The sequence below is a fragment of the Corallococcus sp. RDP092CA genome, assembly GCF_041903675.1.
Taxonomy (GTDB): domain Bacteria; phylum Myxococcota; class Myxococcia; order Myxococcales; family Myxococcaceae; genus Corallococcus.
Genome location: NZ_JAYESI010000011.1, coordinates 99,386 through 125,323, shown reverse-complemented (window position 1 = coordinate 125,323; position 25,938 = coordinate 99,386). Strand labels below are relative to the sequence as shown.

Here is a 25,938-nt window from a genome sequence, read left to right as displayed (position 1 = left end):
CCCCTTGTGCGTCGGTCCAGCACTTCCCCGGGCCCCTGGCCCGTCCGGAGTCCCGGCGGGACGCCACGCTGCTCGCGGAGCGGGGCTCCCGACAATGGCGGCCACGGCGGGTCGGCGTCTGCGGACCCTTGATGGGCCCTCCTCGCGCCTCCAGGTTTGGGGTTGGGATAATTCCATCCCCGCTTGAGAGTCACCGGTGCGGTCCGGCGGCCGGGCGCCAGCCGGGCTCCACCGGGGGAGGACGTCATGGCAACCGACAACAGGAACCCGGGAGCGCAAGGAGAGCCCTCCTCTTCGCCCGCCGTGAAGAACGCCCAGGCCGGCGTGGCGGGCGGCAGCTCGCAGGGCCAGGAGCCCCGGACGGGCGCTGGCATCTCCCGCCGTGAAGCCTACGCACCCACCACCGGCCGGGAGGCCATGCCCCTGACCCCGTTCGGCCTCATGCGCCGGATGATGGAGGACATGGATCAGCTCTTCACCGGCTTCGGCGGCCGGGGCTTCGCCGCGCCGAGCGGCGTGCTGGACGAGGGCCTCTGGTCACCGCAGGTGGACGTGCTGGAGCGGAACGGACAGCTCATCGTCAAGGCCGACCTGCCTGGAATGAAGCAGGAGGACATCCACGTGGAGCTGCTGAAGGACCGGCTCGTGATCCAGGGCGAGCGCTCCTTCGAGGTGGAGGAGGAGCAGGAGGCCGAAGGCGTCTGGAGCCTGGAGCGCGGCACCGGCATGTTCCACCGCGCCATCCCGCTCCCGGAAGGCATCGACACGGAGTCGGTGCAGGCGAACTTCGAGAACGGCGTGCTGGAGGTCTCCCTGAAGCTCCCGGAGGCCGAGCCCCAGGGCAAGCGCATCGAGGTGAAGGGCGGCTCGAGCGAGCAGGCCCGCAGGATGACGCGCGGGAAGCCCATCCACTGAAGTGGAGGACGGGCGGATGTCAGTGCGTGTGTCGGCGGCCCTCGTCCTCCACGACGGCCGCCGCCACCTTCTCCGCCGAGTCGCGCAGCTCTTCCTCGAGCGGCGAGTGCCAGGACTCGAAGGCGAACAGCTTCCGCATCAGCTTCCCGGCCTGATAGCCCGGGCGCAGCCCGATGGCTTCGAACATCCACGCCATCGCCTCGTCCGCGAAGGTGTACCAGGCCTCCTCGCAGCCGGTGGCGTCCATGGTGAGGTTCATCGTGGTGACGATGCCGTCCGCCAGCGCGAGCATCCGGATGTCCGAGTCCTCGGGCGCCGAGGGCAGGCTCTGCTTCAGCGCCTGGAAGTGGGCGTCCAGCTTGAACAGCCATTCCCGCGACCGCTCCAGCGCGTCGATGATGAGCTGGATGTTGTACTCCACGCTCATGTTCGGCGTGGGCTTGTGCCGGAAGAAGCGGTGACACCAGCAGTAGCCACCGAAGCTCTCATTGCCCAGGTACAGGTTCGTGTCCGTGTACCAGGGCCCCAGGTTCTGCTGGAGCATCCGCTGGAGGTGTTTCGCCATCGCGTCGTGCTGCTCGTCCGTGAGCTTGCGCGTCCCCGGCGGCACGCGCGGCGCCAGGTACTCACGCAGCATGCGGATGACCTTCTCCGGGTCATACCCGTCCAGGCTGCCGCGGATGCGCTCCCAGGCCCCCAGGGGTGTCTTGCTCATACGGTCACCTCCGCGTTCATTCAGGCACCTCGTTGCGGCACGGCGCGTCCGGTCCCGCGATGCTCCGGGCCAGCAGCCGGGCCAGCCGCGTGTAGTTGACCGCGTCTCCCGGGTGCTTGCGCCACAGCACCACCGGGACCAGCGGCGGCGTCGGCAGCCGGCCCCGCCGCAGCATGTACTCCAGCCACAGCCGCGCCGCCCGGGCATTGCCGTCCGGGAAGGGGTGGAAGAAACACAGGTCCAGGTACAACCGGGTGGCATGCGCCACCGGATGGCGTGGCTCCCGCGCGTCCGCCTCCACCTTCTCGCGGAAGGTCGCCTCCAGGCCGGGCGCGTGCGCGTACCGGTGCGCGCCGCCCCGCGCGAACGCATCCCCGGTGCGAAAGCCGGTGGGCTCCCCCAGCAGCGTCGACTGGACCTCCACCATCCGGGTGAAGCTCAGCGGCTCCCCCGAGTCCGCGAGGCGCCGCACCCGGGCCAGGGCCCGCTCGAAGCGCTCCGTCCGCGCCGGCCCCTGGGCTTCATGGGCCGGTGCGTCATGGCGGTGCAGGAAGTCCTCCTGGGCGCCTGTCTCCCGGAAGCGCTGGCGCGTCGCGGCCTCCAGGTCCAGCCGGAGCGCGGGCAGCGCCCAGTCCATGGCACGCGTGGCCTCCTGGTGGGGCGCGAGCTGCTCGGTGGGGGACGGGGGCTTCACTCGGGGGGCGGGGCGAAGGGGCGGGGCCGGGAGCCCAGCATGGACGGCGCCGGGTGACAAACACCCCGGCCAAACAGACCCCCGCATGGGTCATGGAGTGGAGCCCCGCCGCACAATTGCGTAAACAGGCCGTTCTGGCAGCAGGGAGAAGGCACTGAATGAAGACGTTCCTCGTGGTCAACCCGCGCAGCGCCAACGGGCAGACGGGGAAGCGATGGGTGGAGATCTCCGCGCAGGTGGGCAGGGTGCTCGGTGAGTTCGGGTACGGCTTCACCAGCGGCGGCATGGATGCGGCGCGTCTGGCGCGGCAGGCCATCGATGACGGCTACGAGTGCATCGTCGCGGTGGGCGGCGACGGCACGCTCAACGAAGTCACCAACGGGTTCTTCCGCGACGGCCAGGTCATCAACCCCCAGGCCACGCTGGGCCTCTTGCCCCGGGGCACGGGCGGCGACTTCCGGCGCACCTTCGGGTGGGACCTGGAGCTGACGTCCGCGCTGGAGCGCCTGCGCACGGAGAAGACCGAGCCCTTCGACGTGGGGCGGCTGGAGTTCATCGACAACGACGGCAAGCCGGCCACGCGCTTCTTCGCCAACATCGCCTCGTTCGGCGTGAGCGCGGTGGTGGCCCGCGAGGTGAACCAGGGCAGCAAGGCGCTGGGCGGCAACCTGAGCTTCATGTGGGGCACCGTGAAGGGCCTCTTGAAGTACCAGGAGCGGCAGGTGCGGATCACGGTGGACGGCGGCGAGCCGGAGACGGTGAGCGTCACCGCGATCGCCGTGGCCAACGGCCGTTACTTCGGCAGCGGCATGTTCGTGGCGCCCGAGGCGGCCACGCACGACGGCCTCTTCGACATCACCATCTGGTCCAACTACGGCCTGTCCGACTTCGTCCTCAAGTCCAAGGGCGTCTACAACGGCGACCACGTCACCTGGAAGGGCACGCGGCGGCTGCGCTGCCGCACGCTCCACGCGGAGTCCCTGACGGGCGACGTGTTCCTGGACGTCGACGGCGAGACGCCGGGCCGGCTGCCCTGCACCATGACGCTGATCCCCAGCGCCATCCGCCTCAAGGTGTAGCGCCGGGGCGGGGCGGGCGCGGCGCCTCCGCCGCGGAGGAGGGCGGGTGGGCGTGAGGCGCGGCGGGCGCGGGGCGGTACCAGCTCGTCTGTCCAATCAGGTGCCGCGTGAAGCCATCCTCCACCAGCGGCGACGCCTCCGCGGCGCCCAGCACCAGGTAGCCATCCGCGTGGAGCGTCCGCCGCACGCGGGCCAGCACCGCGCGCCGCGTGGGCATGTCCCAGTAGATCATCACGTTGCGCAGGAAGACGAGATCCACGGGCGCCTCCAGGGCGAAGTCTTCCAGCAGGTTGAGCGGCCGGAACTCCACCGGCCTGCGCACCTGGTCGTTCAGCCGCCACCCGTCGCGCTCCTGGCGGAAGTAGCGCTGGCGCAGCTCGGGGGGCAGGCCGCGGTGGATCTCCTTCGCGTCGTAGCGGGCCTCGCAGGCGCGCACGAGCGCGCGGGTGGAGAAGTCGGTGGCGAGGATGCGCACCGTCCAGCCGGTGATGAGCAGCCCGGTCTCGGCCAGCGTCATGGCCACGCTGTAGGGCTCCTGGCCGTAGGCGCACGCCGCGCACCAGATGCGCAGGGTCCGCGCGCGGGCGCGCTTCGCCAGCAGGGCGGGCAGGACCGTGGCGCGCAGGGCGTTGAAGACGGGGGCGTCGCGGAAGAAGGCCGTCTCGTGGTTGGCCAGCGCCTCCGCCAGCCGCTGGTGGAGCGGGCCACCCTCCGGCTGCGAGCGCAGCCGCGACACCAGGGCGGCGAGGTCCGGCAGCTGCTCCTCGCGCAAGAGGGGCGTGAGCCGCGCCTCCACCAGCGCGTGCGTGTCGGGCTCCAGCACCAGCCCGGAGCGTCGCAGCACGCGCTGCCGCAGATACGCGAAGTCGTCGGGGTGCATCGTCATGCTCCGGTCCTCCGTCCGCGCGCGTCCACGCGCCGCGCCAGCTCCGGGGCCACCGCGTCCAGCGACACCACGGCGTCCGCGAGCCCCGCCTGCTCCACCGCGCCCGGCATGCCGCCGACGACGCAGCTGGCCTGGTCCTGCACCACCACCTGACCGCCCGCCTCGCTCACCCGGCGGCAGCCCCGCAGCCCGTCCTGGCCCATGCCGGTGAGCACCACCGCCAGCACTCCCGCGCCGTACACCTCCGCCGCGGAGCGGAAGAGCAGGTCCACCGCCGGCCGGCACGCGTTCTCCGCGGGCCCCTGGTGCGTGAGCAGCCGCACGCCCGTCGCGTCCCGGCACACGGCCAGGTGGAAGTCCCCCGGTGCGATCCAGACCTCGCCCGCCTGTACGGACGCGCCGCTCACCGCCTCGCGCACGGTGAGCGAGGTGACAGCCTGCAACCGCTCCGCGAGCAGCCGCGTGAAGAGGGGCGGCATGTGCTGCACGATGAGCATCGGCACCGGCAGGTCCGCGGGCAGCGCGGCCACCACCCGCGCCAGCGCGCCCGGGCCGCCAGTCGAAGCGCCCAGGACGATGACCTCCACCCGCGCGGGCGTCCGCGGTCGGGCGGGCGACTCGCGCGGCACCGGAGTGGGGGCGGGCGCGGCGGACGGCGAGCGCACCTGGAGCGCCTTGAGCTTGCGCACCAGCTCGTCCCGCACGGCCTCCACGGTGATGTTCAGCCCGCCCGCGGACGTGGGCTTCGTCACGTAGTCGCGGGCGCCCAGCGCGAGCGCCTCCAGGGTCAGCACGCCCGCGCGTTCGGTGAGCGCGCTGAACATCACCACGGGCAGCTCCGGGGCGCGCTGGCGCAGGAGCTTCAGCGTCTCCAGCCCATCCAGCTCCGGCATCTCCAGGTCCAGCAGCACGACGTCCGGCCGGAGCTGCTCCACCTTCGCCAGCGCGATGCGCCCGTTGGGCGCGGTGGCGACGACCTCCAGGCCCGGAGCCGTGGCCAGCAGCATCGACACCTGGCGCCGCACCACGGCCGCGTCGTCCACCACCAGGACCCGGAGGGTGTTCATGCGCACCCGCGTCACCGGACCGCGTGCGCGACCGGACAGCGGCCCTGGGGGGCGCTCGAGGCCGTCTCGCCGTACACCTCGTGGCGCGGCCGGCCCGCGAGGATGGCGCTGGCGCCCCAGTCCGTCACGCGGTGGAAGGCCTCGGAGGTGATGAAGGTGTCGAAGCCCTCACGGCTGCGCCACTCGGAGACGATGAGGTAGCGCCCCGGCGCCCCCACGCTCCGGAACAGCTCCGTGTGCGCGTGCTCGGGCAGCTCCCGCATCGACTCCAGCACGAGCGCGAACTTCCGCTCGAAGGCGTCCGCCTTGCCCTCACGCACCTCGTAGTTCATGCCGATGGTGACCATCCGTCACCTCCTTGTCCGTGTGTCACTCGAGCCAGACCCGGACCTGCCGGTCGCCCTCGTCCAGGTGGAACAGCTCCGACGGCCGCAGCCCCGCCGCGACCGCCGCCGCGCCGATGCCGGCCGGCTGGAGTCCCCGCGCCGCGAGCCTGCGCGGCAGGTCCTCCGGCAGGAGGTCCTCCAGGTGCGCCGTCACGTCCGCGCGGAAGGTCAGCGCGACGCGCGTGCGCCCCGCCTCCGTCACGCGGACCTTCAGGTAGCGCGCGCGGCCCTCCCCCCGTGCCTCGGGCGGCGCTGGCGGAGGCGGCAGCGACGGGGCGCGGGCCTCGTCCAGGAGCGGCCCCCAGGCGATGGGCGCGTCCAGCACGTCCAGGTGGCGCACCAGCCCGTGGAACGCGCGCAGGACGAACAGGAGCGACGCGGGCCCGGCCGCGCGGAAGTTCCATCGGTGCGGCCCCAGCGCCTCGGTGAGCCGCGCTCCCAGCCGCCAGTCTCGCGCGTGGAAGGGGCGGTCCAGGAGGAGCGGCTCCAGCAGCACCCGGCTGACGGCGGGCAGCGCCTCCGCCATGGGCTCCAGCAGCTCCGGCGTGAAGCCCAGCAGCACCCACGCGGACACCCACTGCCCGGGACTCGGCGGGGTGGCTGGGGCGCGGAGGAGGGCGAGCAACCGCCCCAGCCCCGCGGGCAGCTCCGGCGGCAGCGGCTTCACGCAGCCGAAGTCGAGCACCCCCAGCACGGGGGCTCCCTCCGGCCCCCGCGCCACGCGGTAGTTGCCCGGGTGCGGATCCGCGTGGAGCGCGCCCCACGTGAAGCAGCCCTGGAGGAACAGCCGCACCAGCGTCGTGGACAGCGCGCGGCGGTCCGCTTCGCTCCAGCGCCAGCCCTCCGCGAGCGACGCACCGTCCACCCAGGTCATCACCAGCAGGTCCTCCCGCGTGAGCGCGTCCACCGGCACGGGGACGATGACGCCCGGCACGTCCGCCATGCGCGCGCCCGCGTCCCGCAGGGCCTGGGCCTCGTGGCGGTAGTCCAGCTCGCCCTGGAGCATCCGGGCCAGCTCGTGGCGGTACGCGGACAGGTCCAGCCTCCCGCGCCAGCCCCCCAGCGGCGCGGCCAGCCACCCCAGCGCGCGCAGATCCTCCCGCACGGCCTCCGCGATGCCCGGGTGCCGCAGCTTCACCGCCACGGCGCGCCCGTCGTGCAGCACGCCCCGGTGCACCTGGCCCAGCGACGCGGCGATGCCCACGCCCTCCAGCGCGGCGAAGACCTCCCGCCACGGACGGCCCAGCCGTCGGGACACCTCCGCCAGCGCGGCCTCGGGGGCGAGCGGGGAGGGCGCCTCCGCGAGCGAACCGAACCCCGGCGTCTCCGCGCCCAGCTCCGCGAGCGTGAGCACCTGCCCCACCTTCTGGGGCAGCCCGCGGAGGCCCAGCAGCCGCCGGGTCAGCTCCTGCCGGGCAGGCTCCGCGTCCTGGGGGCGGGACACCCGCCGCAGGCGCGAGGAGGCGCGGGCCACCTGACCCATTGCCCACCACCGCTTCAATCCGGTTCGCATGTGCCGTGGCTCCTGGGGCTGGGGCCCTCCGCGCTACTTCGCTCGCGCCTGCTTGTCGGAGGTGTCCACCTGCACGACCAGCCGTTGCAGCGACTGCGCCATGTGGGCCAGCTCCACCGCCGAGCGCTGCGTGCTGCCCGCGCCCTCGGTGGTGCTGCGCGCGGCCTCCGCCACGGCGGCCATGTTGTCGGAGATCTGCTGGCTGCCCTTGGCGGCCTCGCCCACGTTGCGGAGGATCTCCCCGGCCGTGGCCGTCTGCTCCTCCACGGAGGAGGCGATGGACGTCTGGAGCTCGTTGATGCGGCCGATGGTGGCGCCGATCTCCAGGATGGCGTTGACCACCTCCTCGGTGTCGCTCTGGATGCTGCCGATCTTCTGGCCGATGTCCTCGGTGGCGCGGGCCGTCTCGCGCGCCAGCTCCTTCACCTCGTTGGCCACCACCGCGAAGCCCCGGCCCGCCTCGCCCGCGCGGGCCGCCTCGATGGTCGCGTTGAGCGCGAGCAGGTTGGTCTGCTGCGCGATGGAGGTGATGACCTTGATGACCTTGCCAATCTCCTGGCTGCTCGTCCCCAGCTTGCCGACGATGCTGGACGTGGAGTCCGCCAGCCTGACGGCGGACGACGCGACCTTGGCGGCGCTGCTCGCGTTGCGCGCCACCTCGCGGATGTTCGCGTTGACCTCCTCCATGCCGGACGCGACGCTCTGCACGTTGCGGCTGACCTGCTCCGCGCCCGCGGACACCTGGGTGGCCTGCGCCGCGGTCTCCTGCGCGTTGCTCACCATCTGCTGGCTGACGCTGGACAGCTCCTGGGACGCCGCCGCGAGCGTCTGCGAGTGCTGCGTCACCTCCTGGAAGATGCCGCGCAGGGTGGCGTCCAGCTCCTTCTCGCGCTGCTGCACGGCGAGCTTCTCGGTGATCAGCTCCCACGTGACCATGGGGCCCAGGTAGCGGCCCTGGCCGTCGTACACCGCCGTCACCAGCAGGTCCGCGGTCTCCGGGCCAATGGGGATGTTCGCGCGCACCGGCAGGTTCTTGTCGTTGGAGAGGATCTTCCGCTGGTACGTCGCGTCCCGGTGGAAGATGTCGATGTGCGAGCCCAGCACCCGGTCCGCGGTGACGGGCAGGTGCTTCTCCACCCGCTGGAGCAGCCGGCGCGAGGCGGGGTTCAGGTAGACGATCCGCAGGTCCACGTCCGCCACCATCACGCAGGTGGGCGCGTTCTCCAGCATGGCCCGGAGCCGAGCCATCTCCGTGTCCACGCGCTGCTGCTCCGTGACGTCCGTCCACGTCGCCACGTAGCCGGTGAGCGCTCCGTCCCGGCCCACGATGCCGTCGATGCGCGCCTTGATCAGGGCGGGGCCCACCGCGAAGCGGGCCTCATGTGGCAGCGCTTCAGGGGCGCGCAGCCGCTCCTCCTCCAGCCGCAGCTGATGCTCGAAGTGGGCGAGGAAGTCGCCGCCCGCGTCTCCCGCGTCATCGCCGATCCCGGCCTCCGGGTGGATGCGCTCGATGGCCTCCGTGGAGGCCGCGTTCGAGAAGGTGATGGCCAGGTCCGCGTCCAGCACGAACAGGTTGACGCTCGCCGCGTTCAGCACCGCCTCGCTCAGCGCACCTTCGAGTGGCGTGGACGCGCGGCGGCGCGAGGACCGGGCGGCGGGCGCGGAGACCGCCGCGACCCGGCGCCCCTGCGTCCGGGAGGCGCGCGGCGGGGCGAGCTTCGCGGCGGCGGACCGGGGCGCGGGCTTGCTCACGCTGTCGTCCTGGCGCGTGCCCAGGGCCGCGAGCACCTCGCGGGCGACGGGGCCCGGGATGTCCAGCGCATCCAGCACGGTGGCCAGGTGCTCGGCGACGCGCTCGAAGTGGTGGGGTTCGAGCCCCATGCGAGCGTGTACGTCGCGCATGGACCGGCCGCGATACAGGGCGGGACCGCCCAGGTGCTGGGTGAGGAACGCGACCATCTGGCGCTGCACCGCGACCAGGTCCGCGCGGCGGAAGTAGGGCTTGAGCAGCGCGTCCGTCATCACCCGCGCGTAGAGCTTCTGCACGGCGGCCGTCAGGACGGCCTTGCCGCCCAGGCGTTGGAAGAGAGGGCTTCTTACGGCGGGCACGGTCGGGCGGGCCATCAGCGGGACTCCTGGGAATGCACGGGGAAGGAAGCGGAGGCGGGAGCGCTGGCCGCGGGCCCAAGCCCGTCGACCACCGCGTCCGCGGACAGCACGAGCAGCAGCCGGTCCGGCAGCGCGTGGACGCCCAGCAGCAGCGAGCGCAGGGGCCCGCGCAGGTTGTCCGGCAGCGGCGCCAGGTCCGACGGCTCGAAGGGGAGGATGTCGCCAATCGCATCCACGCGGAGGCTCACCGCGCCTTCGTCGCCGCGCAGGACGACGTGGGGCGCGTCCGCGGGGGCCGTGCCCTCGGGCAGGTCCAGGCGGCGGCGCAGGTCGATGGCGGGGACGATCTGCCCGCGCAGGTTGAGCAGCCCCGCGACCTCCGGCGGCGCGCCGGGCACGCGCGTCAGCGGAGGCGGCGACAGGATCTCCTGCACGCGCTCGATGTCCAGGCCGAACAGGTGGTCGCCCACCTGGAACGAGCACAGCTGGCGGAGGCCGCTCATGGCGCACCGCCCGTCAGCAGCTCCGGGTGCACGGCGCGCACGGTGCCCTCCACGTCCAGGAACTCGGTGGCCCGGGACTGCACCACCATGGAGCCCAGCACGCCGGGACGGCGCGTCTCCCGCTGGAGCGCGAGCTCCACCTCCGCGACGTCGAGGATGGCGTCCACCACCAGGCCCACGCGCGTGTCCGCGTGCGTGGTGACGACGACGGACAGCGACTCCCCCAGCGCGAGCCGCACGTCCCGCGCGAGCTGCCCCGCCGCGCCGGGCCTCGCCTCCAGCACGGAGGCCACGCGCACCAGCGGCAGCAGCTGCCCGTGGTAGCGCGCCAGCTCCATGCCTCCGCTCAGCCGCTCCACGTCCGACGCGGGCAGCTCCTCCAGCCGCGCCACGCGCGACAGCGGGATGGCCACGCGGCCCTCCGCGCCGGTGCGGCACAGCAGCACCCGCTCCCGGTTCTCCGCTGGCGGCGCCTCTGGCGCGGCCTCCGGAGCGACGCGCTGCTCCCGCGCCTCGGTGTCGGTGGCCACGCGGCGGCCCAGGCCCATGGCGTCCAGGATGAGCGCCACGCGCCCGTCGCCCAGCACCGTCGCGCCCGCGTAGCAGGCCAGCCCCTTCAGGTGCTTCCACAGCGGCTTGACGACGATCTCCTCCGTGTCGTGGATGGCGTCCACCCACAGCCCGAAGGTGCGCTCGCCGGCTTGCAGCACGACGAGGGTGGCGCCCGCGTCCAGCTCCGGCGTCGGGGGCCCCACGCCCAGCTCGGCGGCGAGCACCACCAGCGGCAGCAGCTCACCGCGCAGCCGCAGGACGCACGCGCCCTGGAGGCGCGTGATGTCCCTCCGGGCCTGCTCCGGCTCCAGGAACACCACCTCCCGCAGCGAGGCCTGCGGCAGCGCGTAGCGGTCCCCCCGGCAGGTGACGAGCAGCGCCGGGATGATGGCCAGCGTGAGGGGGATCTTCAGGGTGAAGGTCGTGCCCTGGCCGGGCCGGCTGTGCACCTCCACGGTGCCACCGATGCGGTCCACCTGCGTGCGCACCACGTCCATGCCCACGCCCCGGCCGGACAGCGACGTGACGCGCTCCGCGGTGCTGAAGCCCGGCATGAAGATGAGCAGCTGCGCGTCCGCGTCCGACAGCCGCGCCGCCTGCTCGGCCGTGAGCAGGCCCCGCTGCACCGCGACCTGCCGCACGCGCTGCACGTCGATGCCCGCGCCGTCGTCGGACATGCCCAGGTGCACCAGCCCGCCCTCGTGCGACGCGCTCAGCGTCAGGCACCCCACGGGCGGCTTGCCCGCCTCGCGGCGCTCCTCGGGCGTCTCCACGCCGTGGTCCACGGCGTTGCGCAGCAGGTGGGTGAGCGGATCATGCAGCGCCTCCACCAGCGTCTTGTCCAGCTCCGTGTCCGCGCCCTGGAGCTGAAGCCGCACCTGCTTGCCGCAGCCGTGCGCCAGCTCGCGCACCAGCCGGGGGAAGCGGTTCCACACCTGGCCCACCGGCTGGAGCCGCGTCTTCATCACCACCTGCTGCACCTGCGTGGTGACGACGTCCAGCCGCTGCGACGCGGTGACCAGCTCCGCGCCCGGCGTGGGCGAGGCCGCGCACTGGAGGATGCGGTTGCGCGCCAGCACCAGCTCGCCCATCAGGTTCATCAGCCGGTCCAGCAGCGCCACGTCCACGCGCAGCTTGGAGTCCACCCCCGTCGCGGCGCCGCGCCAGGGCAGGGCGCCCGGCGGCGTCAGCGGCTCCGACACCTCCAGCGGCGCGGAGGCCGCCGCGCCCGCCATGCGGGCCACCAGCGCCGAGTGGTCCACCGCGGGCTCCAGCCCCGTCGCCTCGATGTGCTCCAGCGCCCCGCGCGCCGCGTCCGCCAGCGCCAGCAGCGTGGACACGCGCTCGCGGTCCAGCACCAGGCGCCGGTCGCGCGCCAGGCCGAGCATCTCCTCGGCCGCGTGCATCAGCGCCTCCAGGCGGGTGAAGCCCAGGAAGCCGCAGGTGCCCTTCACGGTGTGCAGGGCCCGGAACAGCTGCGCCAGGAGCGGCTGCGAGCCCGGCTGCGCCTCCAGCTCCAGCACCGTCGCCTCGATGCCCTGCACGTGCTCGCGGGACTCGAGCAGGAACTCCCGCATCACGTCATCCCAGCCTGGAGCGTCACCCACGGGCAGGACGTCCTTGGACGAAGGTCCAGGCGGATCGGCTGCGCTTCGCAAGACGGATGTGATTGGCGCTGCCCATGGGCAACGGCCCCCCCGACCCGCAGGACTCCGGAGTCGAGTTCCCAGCATCCTCCAATGACAACGGCTTGGAAGCTGTCCCGGAGGGAAGGCGGCCTGATCAGAAGAACAGGCGGAGCAGGTCGTAGCGCGTCTCGGCTCCCAGCTTGCGCAGCAGGTTGGCCTGGTGGAACTTCACCGTGCGCTCGGTAATCCCTAACACGGTGGAGATGTCGGTGGGCGAGCGACCGAGCGCGAGGTATCGCAACACATCACCCTCCCGCTCGGACAGCCGCGCGGCGTGGGCCATGCGCCGCACCTTCGCCTCGAAGAGGCCGCTGAGCGTGTCATCCCCGATGGTGTGCACGCTGACGCGCGCGGTGCCGACGCCGGTGGGCGTGGCGGTGACGACCTCGTAGCCCGCGGCGAGCTCCGCGGCCTGCCGCACGATGGTGTGGGGCCAGGCCGCGGGGGCCACCGCCGTCAGCGGACAGTCCTGGCAGGGCGCGTCGCGCTGGGCGAAGGCGCCGAAGCACGGCCGGCCCACCATCTCCTCCTGGAGCGCCTGCCCGGAGGTCCACACCGCCTTGAGCGTCCCGAACGACGACAGCTCGGTGGAGATTTCATAGCTCAGGTCCCCGCGCGCCCCCGAGGGCGGCGGAGGCTCCGCGTGGGGGGCGGGCTCCGGAAGGGAGCGGGGCTGCGCCGCGCGCGTGACGATGGCCACCAGCCGCAGCGGGGGCCGGCCCACGGCGGCCACGTCCAGCTCCACCGGCAGCCGCTCGCCATCGCGCGTGAGCACCTCCGTCTCCAGCCGGTGCTCGGCGCTGGTGAAGATGGCCCGCAGCGCCTGTCCCACCTCGCGCCCGCGCTCGCGCGGCGTGCAGACCTCCGCCCAGCGGCGCCCCAGCAACTCCTCACGGGGCCGGCCCAGGAGCGCCGTGAACGCGCCATTGGCCAGCTCGATGCGTCCGCGCCGGTCCATCACGACGATGGGGCGCGCGTCCCGCTCCGCCAGCAGCGATGCGGTCAACGACCAGTCCATGGGGCCCCCCGGCCGCTGCAACCACGTTCAAGCCTTGCAATGGTAGTTGTGATTTCCTTCGATTCATCAGTTTACGGTGACTTGGCTGCGTTTGCATTTGGACAAAGGTTCAATCACAGACCCTCGCGCGGAGGTCGGGGAGGACCGCCCGAGCGTGCCTGCCCGCCTGGGGGGTGTACCGGAACCCTGGAACGTCCCCTCGAATCCGGGCAACCTGCTGCATCACGCGGACGTCGGGGTTACTCCCAGGGTTCCACCGCCGTCCCCTCCCTGGGAGAGGAGCTGAACGCATGAGCGCACCGCGACGACCCGCGCAGTTCGACCTCTTCACCGGGGCCCTGGAGGAGCCACCCGCGTCGTCGCGGCGCCGGACCCAGCCGGTGGGGCCGGCCGCGCCCTCCGACAGCCTGCGCATGCTGGGCGGGCAGCTCCCACGCGGCGTGTACCTGGGCACGTCGTCGTGGACCTTCCCGGGTTGGAGCGGCCTCGTCTACGACCACGAGGCCAGCACGTCCCAACTGGCGCGTGAGGGCCTGGGCGCCTATGCGCACCACCCGGTGCTGCGCACGGTGGGCATCGACCGGACCTTCTACGCGCCGGTGCCGGCCACCACCTTCGCCGAGTACGCCCAGCAGGTGCCGGACGGCTTCCGCTTCCTGGTGAAGGCCCACGAGGCCTGCACGCTGGCGCGCTTCCCCGTGCACGAGCGCTACGGCGCGCACCGGGGCCAGGTGAACGAGCGCTTCCTCCAGCCGGCCTACGCGGCGGACCACGTGGTGGCGCCGTTCGTGGAGGGGCTGGGGGACAAGGCCGGGCCGCTCGTCTTCCAGTTCCCGCCGCAGGACCCCGCGACGCTGGGCGGCGCGGGCCGCTTCGTGGAGCGGCTGCACGCGTTCTTCTCCGCGCTGCCCCGGGGGCCGCTGTACGCGGTGGAGGTGCGCAACGAGGAGCTGCTCACGGAGGGCTTCGCCCAGGCGCTCGCGGACACGGGCGTGAGCCCGGTGCTCGCGGTGTGGGCGCATATGCCGCCCGTCGCGCGGCAGGCGAAGCTCACGCGCGCCTTCGAGGCCCGCGCCGTGGTGGTGCGTTGGATGCTCCCGCCGAACCTGGGCTACGAGGAGGCCTACGCCCGCTACGCGCCGTTCAACCGGCTGGTGGACGAGGACGCGGGCACCCGCGACGTGCTGGCCCGCGTGTGCATGGCGGCCGTGCGACGCGAGCGTCCCGTCTTCGTCACCATCAACAACAAGGCGGAGGGCAGCGCCCCCCTGTCCGCCGTCCGGCTCGCAGAACGCGTCGTGTCATACAAGGAGGAGGGCGGCCAACGGAGCGTCGCGCACGCAACATGACTTGCGCGCGAGCACGGCGCTTGCTTACGTGAGAGGCCATGAAGGTGATGACCCTGGCCGCGCTGTTGATGCAGATGACCTCCGCTGGCGGCGCCGGCGCGGAGGGCAGGCGTGCGGGCAATCGCCTGGATCCGGATCACCACTCGGGCGCGGTGAAGGAGGACTTCTCCTCCCTCAAGGGGGAGATCTCCAGCCTCAAGGAGCAGTTCCGGCTCGCGCGCGAGCGCCAGCGCCTGGCGGCCGAGGAGAAGCAGCGCCTGGAGGAGGCCCGCTACGGTGTCACGCCGAAAGCCACTCCCGCCCCTGCCGCCGGAGGGACCGGAGCCCCCACCCTCGCCCGATGAGCTGGGCGCGGTAGAGGTTCCGATCGACGGAAACCTCGACCTGCACCTCTTCCAGCCGCGCGAGGTGAAGGCGCTCGTCACCGAGTACCTCTGGGCCTGTCGCCAGGAGGGCGTGCTCGACGTGCGCATCATCCACGGCAAGGGCACGGGCGCGCTGCGGCGCACCGTGCAGTCCCTGCTGCCCACGCTGCCGGAGGTGGAAGGCTTCCGGACGGCCTCCGAGGCGGACGGAGGCTGGGGCGCGACGTGGGTGCGGCTCAAGCCCCTGTGACGGGGCTCGGGCTCAGGACAGCCAGAAGTACGCGGAGGCGATGAGCGTGCGCTTCTCCGTCACGCGCGCCTTGTTGGCCAGCTCCGCCATCTGCCGGTCCTTGGCGGCGTAGCGCTTCTCCTCCTCGTTGCGCAGCGACGCCAGCTTGCGGCGGTAGTCGCGCTCCATCCGGTCCGAGTGCGCCCGCGCCTTCGCGCGCTCCGCGACGTCGTCGACGCCCGCGACCTCCTTGCGCGCGGCGAACCACGCCTGGCGCGCGGCCTCCACCACCTCGCGCGACTCCATCAGGCAGTCCTCGACGTAGCGGTCCGCGCGCTCCTTGGCCTTGTCCAGCTCCAGGGCGTTGCGCCGCTCCGCGGCCCGGATCAGCTCATCCTTGGCGGTCATGAGCGACTGCTCTTGCATGAGCTGGACGGACACCGGCGCGGGCTGCCGGCGCTTCTCTTCCTTGGCGTTGAGCTTCGTGAAGTGGACGCCGTCTGCCAGCGGCAGGGCGCGGAAGCCGCCGTCCCGGTCCTTCACCAGCACCAGGTGGACCAGCTTCTCCTCGGGCTTGAGGCCGGTGGTCTCGAACTTGTAGACGAACCACCAGCCCTCGCTGCCCGCCAGCCGCGCCAGCCGCGAGGGGAGGCCGGCCGCGTCCAGCTGCAGGTAGCTGACGGAGTCCTGGGGGCGGTCGCGCACCGCGTAGGCGGCCTTGGCCACCTGGAGCCGCCCGGAGGCGCGGCTGCCCAGCACGGAGCCGGTGAGCGCCTTCGCCTCCTGCTGGCGCCTGGCCACCACCTCCTTGGCCTGGTCCCCCGCCACGCGCAGCCGGCGGCGCACGTCGCCGTCGAAGCGCTCCAGCACCACGGAGCGCATCGACGTCATGCGCTGGGTGATGCTGCCCTCCAGCTCCTCGCGCAGCTTGTCGAAGGCGGCGTTGATGTCCTTCGGGTCGCGGCAGGACTGGTAGATGTCCAGCACGCGCCGCTCGAAGTCGACGCCGCTCTCCAGCGCGCCCAGGATCTCGTCGGACGCGCCGAACACGCCGTCGAAGAGGTTGAGCTTCTTCTCCAGGAGCTCGAACAGGCGCGCGTCCGCCGCGTTCTGCCGGTTGAGGAAGTTCAGCACCAGCACGTCGCGCTGCTGGCCGTAGCGGTGGCACCGGCCGATGCGCTGCTCCACGCGCTGCGGGTTCCATGGCAGGTCGTAGTTCACCACCAGGTTGCAGAACTGGAGGTTGAGGCCCTCCGCGCCGGCCTCCGTGCAGATGAGGATCTGCGTCTTGTGGCGGAACTCCTCCACCAGCGCCTTGCGCTCCTCGGGCGTGCCGCCGGCGTCGCCGGACAGGAGCGAGATCTTGCCCTTGTAGCCGTGCTCCGACAGCAGGTTGAAGAGGTACTGCTGCGTGCGCTTGGACTCCGTGAAGATGAGCGCCTTCTCCGGCCAGGAGTGCGCGCGCATCACCGCGAAGGTGCGGTCCAGGGCGCGCTTGAGCGCCTCACCCTTGGCGTTGGTGCGGATGGAGTCCGCGAGGTCCGCGTACTGGCGCAGCTCCCACACCTCCTGCTCCAGCGTGCGGACCTGGGGCGCCTTGGCGGGGTCGTCGGACCACTCCTCGCCTTCCTCCATGTACTGCTTGGCCTCTTCCGGCTCGAAGAGCGCCAGGGCCTGCTGCCCCAGCCGCGCGGCCTCCAGCCGCTTCTGGAGGTTCTCCGACAGCCGGCGCAGCGTGGGCGCGATGGCGAACGTGGAGGAGGCCAGCAGCTTGCGGTAGCACAGCGTCAGGAGCGTCTTCTTGCCCGGCTCGATGGCCGCGACCTCCGAGCGCTGCAGGTACTCGCTGACCTTCTCGTAGAGGTCGTGCTCCTCGGGGGAGGGGAGGAAGTCCTCCACGATGCTGCGGCGGTTGGTGTAGCGGACGTACTCGCGCACCTGCCGGCGCAGCGTGCGTTGCACCACCGGGGCCAGCCGCTCCTTGAGCTCGCACGCGGCGGCCTCCGTCATGCCGCCGCCCTCGTCGGCGCGGAAGCGGCTGCGGAAGGCGTGCTCGGGGCCCAGGATCTGCTCGTCCAGGAGCGACATCAGCCCGAACAGCTCCATCAGGTCGTTCTGGAGCGGGGTGGCGGTGAGCAGCAGCTTGGGGCGGCCCGCCAGCGACGCGCGCAGCGCCTGGCCCGTCTTGTTGTTGGGCCGGTGCGCGTTCCGGAGTCGGTGCGCCTCGTCGATGATGACCAGGTCCCAGGGGATCTCCGCCACGAGCGCGGACCTGTTCGCCGCGAACGGGTGCGAGCAGATGACGGGGAAGGGCTGGTCGAAGCAGTTGTTGTGCTTCTTCACGTCGCGGCCGTCGACGAGGACGCTGTCCAGGTCGAACTTCTCGCGCAGCTCGGCGTTCCACTGCGCGCGCAGCACGGCCGGGGCCAGGATGAGGATGCGGTTCTTGCCCTCCGCCATCAGCTGGGCCACGACGAGGCCCGCCTCGATGGTCTTCCCCAGGCCCACCTCGTCCGCGAGCATGCAGCCGCCGCGCGACAGCGCGTCCAGCGCGAACATCGCGGCTTCGACCTGATGGGGGTTGAGGTCCACCTTCGCTTCGGCCAGCGCGCTCGCCAGCCGCTGCTGCGTGTCACCGCTGCGCGCGAGCAGCTCCTCGGCGAGGAGCCGCTCGTGGAAGGGCGTCAGCGCCGCCTCCACCAGCTCCTCGGCGGCCTGGGCCGCGATGGCCGCGGCGTCCGCCTCCACTTCCAGCTTCAAACCCCTCGCGACCTCCGCCAAGTCCCGCCTCCCGTCCGGTTTGGAGCGTGCGCGCGTGCGCGCGAACAGTTGAGGCGCGCCATTCTGTGCAGCGATCCGCGTCTGTAAAGGGGGTCCTCCCGGAGGCCGAAAACTCGGCCTCCGCGCGATTGGCAAGCGCGCTGTTCGGCGAAGTGATGCGTGCGCGTCAGAGCGCTGGAGTGTTCCAAAGGGCTTGACGAATGCGGCGGGAGCGCTCAGAGCCGCCCGCGCGCCTTCACGTCCAGGTACACGTTGAGTGCAGCGGCGCCGAAGCCGCGGGCCGGCGCGCGCACCACCAGCGCCCCCGCGTCGCGCAGCGTGGTGGCGGTGCGGCGGTACTCGGCCTCCATGCGGGAGGCGGCCTGCCGCGCGTAGGCGGACGTCGCGTCGCCGGGCACGTCCGTGGCGGCGGCCTCCAGGTCCTCGTCCAGCAGCGACGCGACGACGGGCAGGTGCCGGGGGCGCAGGGCCAGCGTGCGCGTGAGGAGCGCGGCGGACGCGTCCGGATCCACCAGGTCGGTGAAGAGCACCACCAGCGCGCGGCGCGTCTGGCGGGCGAAGGCGAAGTCGAACGCGCGGCCGTAGTCGCTCTCCTCCAGGCCGGCCTCCGCGCGGTAGAGGGACTCGGTGATGAGGCGCAGGTGCTCCGCCCCCTTTCGCGGCGGCAGGAAGGCGCGCACGTCGCTGGCGAACGCGAGCACGCCCACCACGTCCCCCGCGTCCAGGCTCACGCGCGCCAGCCGCAGCGCCGCGTCCACCGCGTGGTCCAGCTTCCTGCGCCCCTGCACCCGGCCCGCCATGTGACGGCCGCAGTCCAGCAGCAGCAGCACCGGCTGGTTGCGCTCCGGCTGCCACGTGCGCACCAGCGTGTGGCCGTGGCGCGCGGAGGACTTCCAGTCGATGTGGCGGTAGTCGTCGCCGGGGCGGTACTCGCGGAGCGACTCGAACTCGCGGCCCTCCACCGACTTGCGCTGGAGCGTGCGCGCGGACACGGCCTCGGACGCGCGCGCCAGCGACAGCGCCTCGCGCGACAGGGCGCGCAGGTCCGGATACACCTTCACGTCCTGGCCCGCGGGCCGCCGCACCTGCCGCGAGCACAGGCCCAGCGGCCCCATCAGGCGCAGGCTCACGTCCCCGAAGCGCGCATCGCCGCGGGACGGCGGGTGCACCCGGTAGGTGAGCCGCGTGGACGCGCCGGCCGCCAGCGTGAAGGGCTGGCGGTGGCCGTGGCTCTCCACGTCCAGGGGCGGCTCGTCGCGCAGCTCGCCGCGCACGGGCCGGTCCGTGCGCGAACGCAGCTCCCAGCGCACCGTGTTGTCCACGCCCGAGGAGAGGATGGGCTCCACCTCGCGGCGCGCGTCGACGTCGCGGGCGCGCGGCGCGCGCAGGAAGTCCACCGCGCACAGCAGCAGCACGGCCACGTCCACCGCGAGCGCCAGCCACCCGAAGGCGGGGCTCGCCACCGCGAGCGCGGCGGGCACGAGCGCGCCGGCGAACAGCGCCACGGCGAGGCCGCTGGGGACGGGGCGCCCGAGGCTCACCGGGGCACTCGCACCCGTTCGAGCATCTGCCTCAGCACGTCGTCCGCCGTGACGCCCTCCACCTCCGCCTCGGCCTTGAGGAGGAGCCGGTGGTTGAGGACGCTGGGCGTGACGGACTTCACGTCGTCCGGGGTGACGAAGTCCGTGCCCCGGAGCGCCGCGTGCGCCTTGGACGCCGCGAGCAGGGCCTGCGCGGCGCGGGGGCTCGCGCCCAGCCGCACGCGGGGGTGGGCGCGGGTGTCGCGCACGAGCTGCACCACGTACTGGAGGATGGAGTCGTCGCACGCGACGCGGGCCGCGCGGCCCTGCAGCTCCGTCAGCGTGGCCGCGTCGAGCACGCGGGACACCTCGGGGGAGCGGCCCTCGCGCTGGTGGAAGCCCCGCAGGAGCGCGGTCTCGGCGTCGCCGTCCGGGTAGCCCACGCGCACGCGCATGAGGAACCGGTCGAGCTGGGCCTCGGGGAGGGGATAGGTGCCCTCCAGCTCCAGCGGGTTCTGCGTGGCGACGACGAAGAAGTGCGACGGCAGCGGGTGGGTGGCGCCGTCGATGGTCACCTGCCGCTCCTCCATGGCCTCCAGGAGCGCCGCCTGCGTCTTGGGCGGGGTGCGGTTGATCTCGTCCGCGACCAGGACCTCCGTGAAGACGGGGCCCTTGATCAGGCGGAAGGACTGCGTCTGCGGCTGGAAGACGTTGGTGCCCAGGATGTCCGCGGGCATCAGGTCCGGGGTGAACTGCACGCGGGAGAAGGACAGGCCCAGGGCCCCCGCCATGCTGCGCGCGGTGAGCGTCTTGGCGACCCCGGGCACGCCCTCCAGCAGCACGTGGCCGCGCGCGAGGAAGGCCGTCACCAGGTCGGTCAGCACGCGGGGCTGGCCCACGACGGCCGAGCCCAGCGCGTCGAGGAGGCGGGAGAGGGGCGTGGCGTCGGACATGGTGGCGGGGGACGGTAGCCCGCCTCCCAGCCGGCGCGGCAGCGAAATCCTCCGGGCCTACTCCTGGCGCTTCAGGCCCATCAGGCCGCCCAGCACCGCGATGATGCCGCCGAGGATGCCCAGGAAGCAGCCGATGCTCGGCGACGAGTTCATCATCTCCGCGTTGCCGAGCGGCGACGGCACGAGCGTGGTGTCCGAGGAGAGCTTCAGGAACACCAGCGACCAGATGAGCGTCACCGCGCTGCAGAACATCTGCGCGCCCCACGGCAGCATGGGGTTCACCCAGGTCATCACCTGCCGCGCGCGCAGGCCCACCAAGACCATGGTCGCGACGGCGAAGAGGAAGGAGATGAACCCCAGGCTGATGAGGCCCAGGAAGTCGCCGTCCGCCGCCGTCTCCTTCCACGGCATGAAGCAGGAGAGCACCACCAGCGTCGCGCCCCAGAACGCGATGCGGTCGCCGCCCTCCAGCTCGCGCAGGAACGAGCGCGCGTCATCCAGCAGGACCTCCGGATCATCGATGGGGGAGCGCGTCGCCTCCAACTCGCGGGCCTCCCGGGACCACGGGTCCGCCACCGCGTCGCCCACGTCGTCGTCCTCCTCCTCGATGGGGGCGGGCGCCGGGGCGCGGCGGGCCGGGGCGCGCGCGGGAGCGGCCTTGGCCGCGCGGGCCGGGGCGGCGCGCTGCGCCTTCTCCCGGGCGATGTCGTCCATGCTGCGCACGTTGGTGGCGTCGTCGCCAGGCGGCGGCGCGGCGGGGCGGGCGCCCGTCCTGGCGCGGGCCGGAGCGGGGCGCGCGCGAGGCTCCGGAGCGGAGCGGGCCGGGGCCGGCCGCGAGCGCGGCGGAGGGCGCACGCCGGTGCTCTCGTCATCGCCGCCGGAGTCTTCCGCGTCCCCGGCTCCCCCAAGGAAGGACTCGTCGATGATGTGGTCGCAGTGGGGGCAGATGGCGGTGTCGTCCGCGACCTTGCGATTGCAGCCTGGGCAGTTCAGGGCCGGTGCTCCGGGAGGGGGGAAACGGCCCGGTATCTTCCCGGTCCCGGCGCGCGCCTGTCAAACCTGTTCAACGCCATAACCCCTGGATTTTCGCGGGGAATTGACCTAGCCCCTCCGGACATGGCCCGCCTGCACGCCGCCGTGTCCGCCGGATTCCTCCTCGTGAGCGCCTGCGCCCATACGGTGCCGCCCCCCCACCCGGACGAGCGGTCGTCCCGGGTCCTCGAGCAGATCCAGGACTGGGAGGATCGCCGCTCGCTGGGGGACGGGGAGCTGGTGCGGCTCGCCACCTCCGCGCCGGAGGTGGCCGTGCGCGTGCGCGCCCTCCGGGCCCTGGCGCGAATCCAGGACGCGGCGACACTCGACGCCGTCGTCGCCGGGCTGACGGCGCCGGACAAGGCCGTGCGCGACGAGGCCGCCTTCGCCGCGGGGGAGCTGGCGCTGTCGTGGGAGCCGCTGCCGGAGGACGCGCGGGCCGCGCTCGCCGGAGCGTTGGTGCGGGCCGAGGCCTCGGAGACCGAGGGCCCGGTGCGGGTCACGCTGCTGGAGTCCCTGGGCAAGCTGGCCACGCCTGGAGCGCTGGAGGTGCTGGCGGCCCGCCTGTCTCCACCCGAGAGCCCCGGAGCCGGGGCCGCCGCCAAGGCGCTGGGCGTGGCGGCGCGCAAGGCCGGCGCGGCGGCGCTGGCGAACGTCCCCCTGGAGGCCATCACCGCGCTGGTGAACGGGTCGCGGCGCGAAGGCGTGCGCTACGCCGGCGCCTACCTGATGGCGGCGGTGAAGCGCCCGGAGGCCGTGGCCGCGCTGCGAGCCTGCCTGGGCGATGGGGCCCCCGACGTCGCGGCCCTCTGCGCGAAGGGGGTGGGGGACGTGGGCAGCGCCCCCGACTCGAAGGCCCTGGCCGTGCTGCTCGGGAACAGCGCTCCCCGCGTCTCTGCGGAGGCCGCGCGGGCGTTGGCGAAGCTCTCGGCGAAGTGCCAGGACGGAGCGGTCTGTGAGCCGTTGCTGGCGTTGGAGGGCCTCCTGCCCCGAGCGAAGCAGGTCGCGGAAGGGGACTCGGCGCAAGGGCACGCGCTGCTGGCGGTGGCGCAGCAGGGGCTTCCGTCAGAGGGGCGGTCGGTATTGCGGCGCGTGCGGAGCGCGCTCGCGGAGGCCGACCGCGGCGCGGCCACCGAGGAGGCCCACGCGGACCTCGCCTGGCTGGACTGCCGGTTCGCGGCGGCGATGGATCGGCAGCGGGGCTCGCTGGAAGAGGTCCACTCGTGCGGCCACGGCCGCGTCCCCGAGGCGCGGTGGCTCGCCCTGGGGCTCCATGAAGTGGCCTCGTTCAAGGGCGCGTCCAGCTCCACCGCGACGCCGGGCGGCGCGGCCTTCGCGGTGCCCTACCTGAATCACGTGAGCCCCGTCGTGCGCGGCGCCGCGCTGGACGCCCTCACCGAGCGCCCCGTTCCCGAAGCCCTGGCGCCCATGCGCGCGCTCATCGGAGGCGGAGACGCGGTGGTGGCGGGGCTGGCCGCGGCCGCGGCTGGCAGGCTGAAGGACGCCGAAGCGCTGCCCGCGGTGGTGGCCCTGGCTGACCGCGTCCCCAGGGAACCGGACCTGGCAGAGGCGGTGGCTGGCGCGCTCGTCGCGTTGCAGGGCCGCGAGGCGGAGCCGCGCCTGCGCGACTGGCTCACCCATCCGCACGCCAACGTGCGCCGGGGCGCGGCCGAGGCCCTCACGTCGCTCACGGGCGAGCTGGTCCGCTCCTCCCGCGTGGAGCTGCCCCTGGACACGTACCGTCCGCCAGCCGCGCCTCGGGGCACGATGCTCACGCTGCGCACGCGCAAGGGCGACATCACGGTCCTGCTGGATCCGGACGCACCGCTCACGGGCGGCAACCTGATGGCGCTCGCGAAGCAGGGCTCCTTCCGGGGCATCACCTTCCACCGCGTGGTGCCGGACTTCGTCGCGCAGGGCGGAGATCCGCGCGGAGACGGGGAGGGCGGTCCCGGGTACTCCATCCGCTGTGAGGTGACGCGCCGGCCGTATGCGCGCGGCACGGTGGGGATGGCGCTGTCGGGCAAGGACACCGGCGGCAGCCAGTTCTTCTTCACGCACTCCCCGCAGCCGCACCTGGACGGCCGCTACACGGCCTTCGGTGAGGTGCTCCAGGGCATGGACGTGGTGGACGCGCTCCAGGAGGGCACGGTCATCGACGACGTGCTCGTCGGCACCCGCGCCCCCTGAAGCGGGCCCCTCGCGCGTCAGGCTCCGGAGGCGCGCGCGGGAACCGGCTCGCCCTGGGCGTTGAGCTTCGCGCCCGTCCAGCGGTGGCCCTCCGCCTCCTCCATCACCTCCACCTCGCGGCGGATGCGGGCCCACTCCGTCTCCGGCAGGCCCAGGAACGCCTCCGCGAGCAGCGGGTCGAACTGCGTGCCCGCGCAGCGGCGGACCTCGTCGCGCGCCACGCTCATGGGGCGCCCCTTGCGATAGGGCCGGTCCGACGTGATGGCGTCCAGGGTGTCCACGAGGCAGAAGATGCGCGCCCCGATGACGATCTCCTCGCCCTTGAGCCCCAGCGGGTAGCCCTTTCCGTCCCAGCGCTCCTGGTGCTGGAGCACGATGAGCGCCGCCTCGTGCAGGTAGGGCATCTTCGCCAGCATCCGGTAGCCGAACTCCGGATGCTGCTTCATCTCCACCCACTCGTCCGGCGTGAGCGGCCCGGGCTTGAGCAGGATGGAGTCCCGCACGCCGATCTTCCCGATGTCGTGCAGCAGCGCGCCCTGCTCCACCGTGTCCAGCGCCGCCCCGCTGAGGCCGATCTCCTGCGCCAGCCGCCGCGCGTACAGCGACACGCGCCTGGAGTGCCACTGCGTCTCCGTGTCCCGGTAGTCCAGCGCGCTGATCAACCCGTCCAGCAGCCCCGTCGTGCGCTCGATGACCCGATGCTCCAGGTCCCGGTTGATGGCCAGGAGCTCCGCGTTCTTCTCCGCGACCTCCCGCGTCAACCGCTCGTTGGCCGCCACCAGCCGGTGGTGCTCGACGGCCTGCCGCACGCTGCTGGTCAGCTCGCTCAGCGCCCACGGCTTGCCCAGCAGCCGGAACACCTCGCCCCGGTTCACCGCCTCCGACGCCGTCTTGAAGTCCGCCGCCGCCGTCAGCATCAGCCGCACCGCGCGCGGGTTCCTCTCCCGGAGCGCCGACAGCAGCTCGATGCCGTTGAGGTACGGCATCATGAAGTCCGTCAGCACCACGTCGAAGCCCTGCTCCCGCGCCGCGACCACCGGATCACTGTGGGTGACGACGTCGTACCCCTCCGCCACCAGGATGCGGGACAGCGCCGCGAGGATGAGCACGTCGTCGTCCACCACGAGGATTCGGGCCATGGGCTGATACGCTCCGAGCGAGTGGCTGCGTTTTTTTTCTCAGAGTCTTATATCGGGTCCACGGCCGGGCAAACAGGCCCCCCAAGCTTTCCAGTGCCGCTAAACAGCCGGATTTCTTGAAGTTTCACTCAAACCGGAGGTCGCCGGACTCCACGTCCTGCTTGCCTGCCCGTCGAGCCGTGTTCTATGGTGGCCGCCTACCCGACGTAAATGGTTGTAACCCCTTGGAATTCGGGAGCAATCTCCGATGGCTAGAGCCCCTGATGGGCCGGTGCCGGTGGTGGTGATGGGGCTGGGGGTCATCGGGCAGGAGATTGCCAGGGCAGCCCTCTCGTCCCCCGAGGTGGAGTTGATGGGCGCGGTGGATTCGCAGCCCTCCCTGGTGGGTCGTCCCCTGGCGGACGTGCTGGGCCAGGGAGGACCGCGCTTCAAGGTGTCGGACTCGCTGGAGCGCGCCGTGGGGCGCCGCAAGGGCGTGGTGGTGCTGCACGCCACCGGCTCGCGGCTGTCCCAGGTGATGGATCAGCTGCTGGACGCGCTGAAGCTGGGCCTGCCGGTGGCCAGCACCTGCGAGGAGCTGGCGTTCCCGCACCTCAAGTACCCGGAGCTGGCGGACAAGCTGGAGCGCGCCGCGCAGAAGGCGGGCGTGGCCATCGTGGGCACGGGCGTGAACCCGGGCTTCGTGCTGGACCGGCTGGTGTCCGTCGCCGGGCAGGTGTGCGGCCCCGTGCGCAAGGTGACGGCCAGCCGGGTGGTGGATGCCCGGACGCGCCGTGAAGCCCTGCAGCGCAAGGTGGGCGCGGGCCTGACGGAGGAGGAGTTCTTCGACCTGGTGGACCGCGAGGAGCTGGGCCACGTGGGGCTGGTGGAGTCCGCGGCGCTGGCGGCGCTGGGCCTGGGGCTGGACTGCGATGACTTCGAGGAGGAGGTCACGCCCGTCTTCGCCGAGGAGGACATCACCGGCGGCGCATTTGTCGTGAAGAAAGGCCGCGTCGCGGGCATGTTCCAGTCCGTGGTGGGTTTGGAGGAGGGGCAGGAGCGGGTCCGGCTGGAGCTCACCATCGCGGTGGGGGCGGACAACCCGCGGGATCGCATCGAGATCGACGCGGACCCCAGGCTGGTGCTGGAGATACCGGGGGGAGTGGCGGGTGACCGGGCCACCGCGAACGCGCTGGTGAATGCCGCGCCACGTTTGACGGCCGCGGAGGCCGGGCTCCTGACGGTGCTCGAGCTCCCGTCAGGCCGCTGAAGCTTC

The 25,938-nt window shown here is 72.8% G+C and carries 22 protein-coding genes; 7 read left to right on the top strand and 15 right to left on the bottom strand.

Annotated elements, in window-relative coordinates; genetic code table 11:
• The first annotated feature begins 246 nt into the window (after window positions 1-246).
• Window positions 247-915, top strand: a complete 669-nt coding sequence (locus U8525_RS14715) for an Hsp20/alpha crystallin family protein (RefSeq protein WP_374265983.1) — start codon at window positions 247-249, stop codon at window positions 913-915.
• A 19-nt stretch (window positions 916-934) separates the two neighbouring features.
• On the opposite strand, the gene U8525_RS14710 is transcribed toward U8525_RS14715, so the two are convergent.
• Both U8525_RS14710 and U8525_RS14705 read right to left on the bottom strand, forming a co-directional pair.
• On the bottom strand, window positions 935-1,630 hold the full coding sequence (locus U8525_RS14710; protein ID WP_374265981.1) for a hypothetical protein: 696 nt from the start codon (window positions 1,628-1,630) through the stop codon (window positions 935-937).
• Between the two features lie 16 nt (window positions 1,631-1,646).
• Entirely contained in the window at window positions 1,647-2,267 is a 621-nt protein-coding gene (locus U8525_RS14705; protein ID WP_374265979.1) for a Fic family protein, read from the bottom strand.
• Window positions 2,268-2,482: 215 nt separating this feature from the next.
• Here U8525_RS14705 and U8525_RS14700 point away from each other — a divergent pair, with 215 nt between their 5' ends.
• Window positions 2,483-3,403 (top strand): diacylglycerol kinase family protein, encoded by a 921-nt coding sequence (locus U8525_RS14700; protein ID WP_374265977.1) that lies wholly within the window; start codon window positions 2,483-2,485, stop codon window positions 3,401-3,403.
• Here U8525_RS14700 and U8525_RS14695 read toward each other — a convergent pair.
• The 8 genes from U8525_RS14695 to U8525_RS14660 all read right to left on the bottom strand — a co-directional run bounded on the left by U8525_RS14695 (window position 3,393) and on the right by U8525_RS14660 (window position 13,125).
• On the bottom strand, window positions 3,393-4,289 hold the full coding sequence (locus U8525_RS14695; protein ID WP_374265975.1) for a protein-glutamate O-methyltransferase CheR: 897 nt from the start codon (window positions 4,287-4,289) through the stop codon (window positions 3,393-3,395). The two genes, U8525_RS14700 and U8525_RS14695, sit on opposite strands and share 11 nt — an antisense overlap.
• Window positions 4,286-5,356: a chemotaxis response regulator protein-glutamate methylesterase gene (locus U8525_RS14690; protein ID WP_374265974.1), complete on the bottom strand. Its 1,071-nt coding sequence runs from the start codon at window positions 5,354-5,356 to the stop codon at window positions 4,286-4,288. Before U8525_RS14690 ends, U8525_RS14695 begins: the two co-directional genes overlap by 4 nt.
• Window positions 5,357-5,367: 11 nt before the next feature.
• The gene (locus U8525_RS14685) at window positions 5,368-5,703 is read right to left on the bottom strand and encodes an antibiotic biosynthesis monooxygenase (RefSeq protein ID WP_374265972.1); all 336 of its coding nucleotides are present in this window, start codon (window positions 5,701-5,703) and stop codon (window positions 5,368-5,370) included.
• A 22-nt stretch (window positions 5,704-5,725) separates the two neighbouring features.
• Complete coding sequence (locus U8525_RS14680) at window positions 5,726-7,255, bottom strand: AarF/UbiB family protein (protein ID WP_374265969.1); 1,530 nt, start codon at window positions 7,253-7,255, stop codon at window positions 5,726-5,728.
• A gap of 33 nt (window positions 7,256-7,288) precedes the next feature.
• Window positions 7,289-9,379, bottom strand: a complete 2,091-nt coding sequence (locus U8525_RS14675) for a methyl-accepting chemotaxis protein (RefSeq protein WP_374265966.1) — start codon at window positions 9,377-9,379, stop codon at window positions 7,289-7,291.
• Window positions 9,379-9,867: a chemotaxis protein CheW gene (locus tag U8525_RS14670; RefSeq protein WP_374265964.1), complete on the bottom strand. Its 489-nt coding sequence runs from the start codon at window positions 9,865-9,867 to the stop codon at window positions 9,379-9,381. Before U8525_RS14670 ends, U8525_RS14675 begins: the two co-directional genes overlap by 1 nt.
• Window positions 9,864-12,026 (bottom strand): chemotaxis protein CheA, encoded by a 2,163-nt coding sequence (locus tag U8525_RS14665; RefSeq protein ID WP_374265962.1) that lies wholly within the window; start codon window positions 12,024-12,026, stop codon window positions 9,864-9,866. Before U8525_RS14665 ends, U8525_RS14670 begins: the two co-directional genes overlap by 4 nt.
• Before the next feature lie 175 nt (window positions 12,027-12,201).
• The gene (locus U8525_RS14660; protein WP_374265960.1) at window positions 12,202-13,125 is read right to left on the bottom strand and encodes a PAS and helix-turn-helix domain-containing protein; all 924 of its coding nucleotides are present in this window, start codon (window positions 13,123-13,125) and stop codon (window positions 12,202-12,204) included.
• A gap of 290 nt (window positions 13,126-13,415) precedes the next feature.
• On the opposite strand from U8525_RS14660, the gene U8525_RS14655 reads away from it, so the two are divergent.
• The 3 genes from U8525_RS14655 to U8525_RS14645 are packed head-to-tail and all read left to right on the top strand — an operon-like array spanning window position 13,416 to window position 15,089.
• Complete coding sequence (locus U8525_RS14655) at window positions 13,416-14,474, top strand: DUF72 domain-containing protein (protein ID WP_374265958.1); 1,059 nt, start codon at window positions 13,416-13,418, stop codon at window positions 14,472-14,474.
• A 38-nt stretch (window positions 14,475-14,512) separates the two neighbouring features.
• Window positions 14,513-14,818 carry a hypothetical protein gene (locus U8525_RS14650; protein ID WP_374265956.1) on the top strand — a complete coding sequence of 102 codons (306 nt, stop codon included), beginning with the start codon at window positions 14,513-14,515 and terminating at the stop codon, window positions 14,816-14,818.
• Window positions 14,751-15,089, top strand: a complete 339-nt coding sequence (locus U8525_RS14645; protein ID WP_374265954.1) for a Smr/MutS family protein — start codon at window positions 14,751-14,753, stop codon at window positions 15,087-15,089. The genes U8525_RS14650 and U8525_RS14645 overlap by 68 nt, the downstream gene beginning before the upstream one ends.
• A gap of 12 nt (window positions 15,090-15,101) precedes the next feature.
• Here U8525_RS14645 and U8525_RS14640 read toward each other — a convergent pair whose 3' ends face one another.
• The 4 genes from U8525_RS14640 to U8525_RS14625 all read right to left on the bottom strand — a co-directional run bounded on the left by U8525_RS14640 (window position 15,102) and on the right by U8525_RS14625 (window position 21,177).
• On the bottom strand, window positions 15,102-17,822 hold the full coding sequence (locus tag U8525_RS14640) for an SNF2-related protein (protein WP_374266142.1): 2,721 nt from the start codon (window positions 17,820-17,822) through the stop codon (window positions 15,102-15,104).
• 242 nt (window positions 17,823-18,064) lie between these two features.
• On the bottom strand, window positions 18,065-19,390 hold the full coding sequence (locus tag U8525_RS14635; RefSeq protein ID WP_374265952.1) for a DUF58 domain-containing protein: 1,326 nt from the start codon (window positions 19,388-19,390) through the stop codon (window positions 18,065-18,067).
• The gene (locus tag U8525_RS14630; RefSeq protein WP_374265950.1) at window positions 19,387-20,322 is read right to left on the bottom strand and encodes an AAA family ATPase; all 936 of its coding nucleotides are present in this window, start codon (window positions 20,320-20,322) and stop codon (window positions 19,387-19,389) included. Before U8525_RS14630 ends, U8525_RS14635 begins: the two co-directional genes overlap by 4 nt.
• 57 nt (window positions 20,323-20,379) lie before the next feature.
• The gene (locus U8525_RS14625) at window positions 20,380-21,177 is read right to left on the bottom strand and encodes a hypothetical protein (protein WP_374265948.1); all 798 of its coding nucleotides are present in this window, start codon (window positions 21,175-21,177) and stop codon (window positions 20,380-20,382) included.
• 261 nt (window positions 21,178-21,438) lie between these two features.
• Between U8525_RS14625 and U8525_RS14620 the strand changes: the two genes are divergently transcribed.
• Complete coding sequence (locus U8525_RS14620; protein WP_374265946.1) at window positions 21,439-23,544, top strand: peptidylprolyl isomerase; 2,106 nt, start codon at window positions 21,439-21,441, stop codon at window positions 23,542-23,544.
• Between the two features lie 17 nt (window positions 23,545-23,561).
• Here U8525_RS14620 and U8525_RS14615 read toward each other — a convergent pair whose 3' ends face one another.
• Complete coding sequence (locus U8525_RS14615; protein ID WP_374265944.1) at window positions 23,562-24,683, bottom strand: HD domain-containing phosphohydrolase; 1,122 nt, start codon at window positions 24,681-24,683, stop codon at window positions 23,562-23,564.
• A 247-nt stretch (window positions 24,684-24,930) separates the two neighbouring features.
• On the opposite strand from U8525_RS14615, the gene U8525_RS14610 reads away from it, so the two are divergent.
• Complete coding sequence (locus tag U8525_RS14610; RefSeq protein ID WP_374265942.1) at window positions 24,931-25,932, top strand: dihydrodipicolinate reductase; 1,002 nt, start codon at window positions 24,931-24,933, stop codon at window positions 25,930-25,932.
• Window positions 25,933-25,938: the final 6 nt, after the last annotated feature.